3 protein-coding genes are annotated in these 2317 nt (G+C 64.7%); 2 read left to right on the forward strand and 1 reads right to left on the reverse strand.

From position 1 onward, the window contains the following. Positions 1-40: 40 nt before the first annotated feature. Complete coding sequence (locus JCM19049_RS12035) at positions 41-1042, reverse strand: mechanosensitive ion channel family protein (RefSeq protein WP_279403097.1); 1002 nt, start codon at positions 1040-1042, stop codon at positions 41-43. A gap of 370 nt (positions 1043-1412) precedes the next feature. On the opposite strand from JCM19049_RS12035, the gene JCM19049_RS12040 reads away from it, so the two are divergent. Both JCM19049_RS12040 and JCM19049_RS12045 read left to right on the forward strand, forming a co-directional pair. Next, on the forward strand, positions 1413-1901 hold the full coding sequence (locus JCM19049_RS12040; RefSeq protein ID WP_306420793.1) for a hypothetical protein: 489 nt from the start codon (positions 1413-1415) through the stop codon (positions 1899-1901). A 169-nt stretch (positions 1902-2070) separates the two neighbouring features. Further along, the coding region (locus tag JCM19049_RS12045) for a PhzF family phenazine biosynthesis protein (RefSeq protein WP_374700304.1) at positions 2071-2317 on the forward strand (247 nt) is incomplete at its 3' end.

A 2317-nucleotide genomic window follows, 5' to 3' on the forward strand; every position in this document is an offset into this window, starting at 1 on the left:
GGCTGCGGGCGCGTCCTCAGCTGCGGCCGGCCGGATGTAGCTAGGAGCCGATCTCGGGCTGGATCCGCGGGTCGGGCAGGCTTTCGGGGTAGTCGGCCACCAGCTCCGCGAGCAGCTTTTCGCGCACCATGTTGCGCAGGTCCCACAGGTCTCCGGCGTTGCGGGCCGATAAATAGATGGTCACGGTCTGCAGCCCGCCGACCGCGTCGGTCACGACCAGGGAGTTGCTGCGCCCGTCCCACAGGTCCGAGGACTCCAGCAGTTCGGTGGTGCGCTTGCGCAGGTAGTCCACCGGGGCGTTCCACTTCAGCTCCAGCACCACGTTGCCGCTGATCTCGGTGGAGCGCCGCGACCAGTTCTCAAACGGCGTGGTGGTGAAGTAGGTGGAGGGCAGGATCATGCGCCGCCCGTCCAGCAGCAGGACCACCACGTAGCTCAGGGTGATCTCCTCCACCGAGCCGCGTTCGCCTTCCACCACGATGGTGTCGCCCACGCGGATCGAGTCGGTGAAGGCCACCTGCATGCCGGCAAAAACATTGGACAGCGGGGTCTGCACCGCCAGGCCGACGACCACCGACATCAGGCCGGCGGAGGCCAGAATACCGGCGCCCAGCGCCCTGACCTGTTCGATTGTCAGCAGGATCGCGGCGACCGCCAGCACCACCAGGATCGCGGCCAGCACCCGGCGCAGCAGCCCGATCTGGGTTTCCACCTTCGCCAGCTTGCGTCCGGTGCCGATCTTCTTCTGCAACCGCTCCAGCATGAAGTTCTCGATCCCCTTGGACAGGCGGATCAGGAACCAGGTGACGCAGGTGACCAGCACGACCAGCCAGGCGAACTGCCAGAACTGGTACCCGGTCTGGTCCCGGCGCAGTGCCAGCAGTGCGCTCTTGACCACAATTGCGGCCAGGGCGCCGAAGAACGGCAGCCGGGTGGCGGCAATGTCGCTGGACATGGTCTGGCTGCGGTGGAAAATCCGGGTGAACGCGAAGCTGAGCACGAAGGTCAGGACCGCCGCCAGCAGTAACCCGACCGCGATCACCGCCCAGAATCGCAACGATTCGGGTAGGAACCCGGAGGCTTCGACAACGTCGGTGACTTTGCTTTCGAGGTCTTCAATCGGTGCAGTAGGACTGGGAAGCATGTTCACAGCATGTCACAGTCGGCTTTAACGTTGCTGGGCGACATCCGAGTGTACGCCCAGCGTGGAACCGCGCAAAGTTCCTAGGTATCGAACCGATACCGTTTGGGCGCCGAATCCAACAGTCCCTTGTTTTCGTGGGGCACACCACCTGTACTGGTTTCATGGATCACTGTGCTGTGGTCCAGGCGCTCAAACAGAAGGGAAGCCGGTGAGGGCAATGCGCCGCAAGAAGCTCGGATTAGCCGCGGCAATAATAGCAACAGGACTCATGACAGTGGCACCATCGGCCACTGCGGTATCGGTGCCGGCAGCGTCGCCGGCCACCGCATGCGCCACCGTCTACTGGGGATCGCTGACCAAGACGGTGTCCACCCATGCACGATCCACCAGCGTTGACGATGTGCGTACCGGACGCCACGCCTGCTTCGACCGTCTGGTCATTGACCTGACGGGCAAGAAGACCGGGTACACCGTCAAGTACGTCAACGCGCTCTACGCCCCGGGCAGCGGCAAAAAGGTCACGCTGCGCGGCGGGGCCACGCTGTCCATCACGGTCAACGCCCCGGCCTACAACTCCAAGGGGCAGCCGACCTACAACCCGGGGGCGACGATCCGCTCCCTGGACTACACCACCTTCCGGCAGCTGGCCTACCTGGGCAGCTTCGAAGGCCAAACCGACTGGGCCTGTCCACCCGGGCCCGGCTGCCGATGCGGGCCTTCACGCTGGATGGACCGGGCACCGGTTCACGGCTGGTGATCGATGTCGCCCACCATTGGTAGGCAGCCTGTAGGCCGTCACCCGGCGGCTGTCAGTTTGCCCCTCCGGCCCACGGGCCGGCAACGCTAAGGGTCAGCCGGTGTCATGCGCCCACTTCAGTGCGTAACACCGGCTGACCCGCGCGCACGGATGTGCCACCATGCAATATATGAACCCCGTCTACACCTATCAGCAGGTTGATGTGTTCGCGCCCACCGCCTTCAGCGGCAACGGGCTGGCCGTGGTCTTCGACGCGGATGAGCTGGACACCGAGGCGATGCAGAGCTTCGCACGGTGGATGAACCAGTCCGAAACCGTTTTCTTCATTGCCCCCACCGAGCCCGGGGCCGACTACTCCATCCGGATCTTCACCCCCAGCACGGAGCTGCCCTTCGCCGGGCACCCCACCCTGGGTG

Source organism: Arthrobacter sp. JCM 19049 (assembly GCF_001310435.1).

Excerpts from the sequence above, each read along its gene's own strand:
- JCM19049_RS12040 (WP_306420793.1), top strand. The coding sequence starts at position 1,413 with ATGACAGTGGCACCATCGGCCACTGCGGTATCGGTGCCGGCAGCGTCG.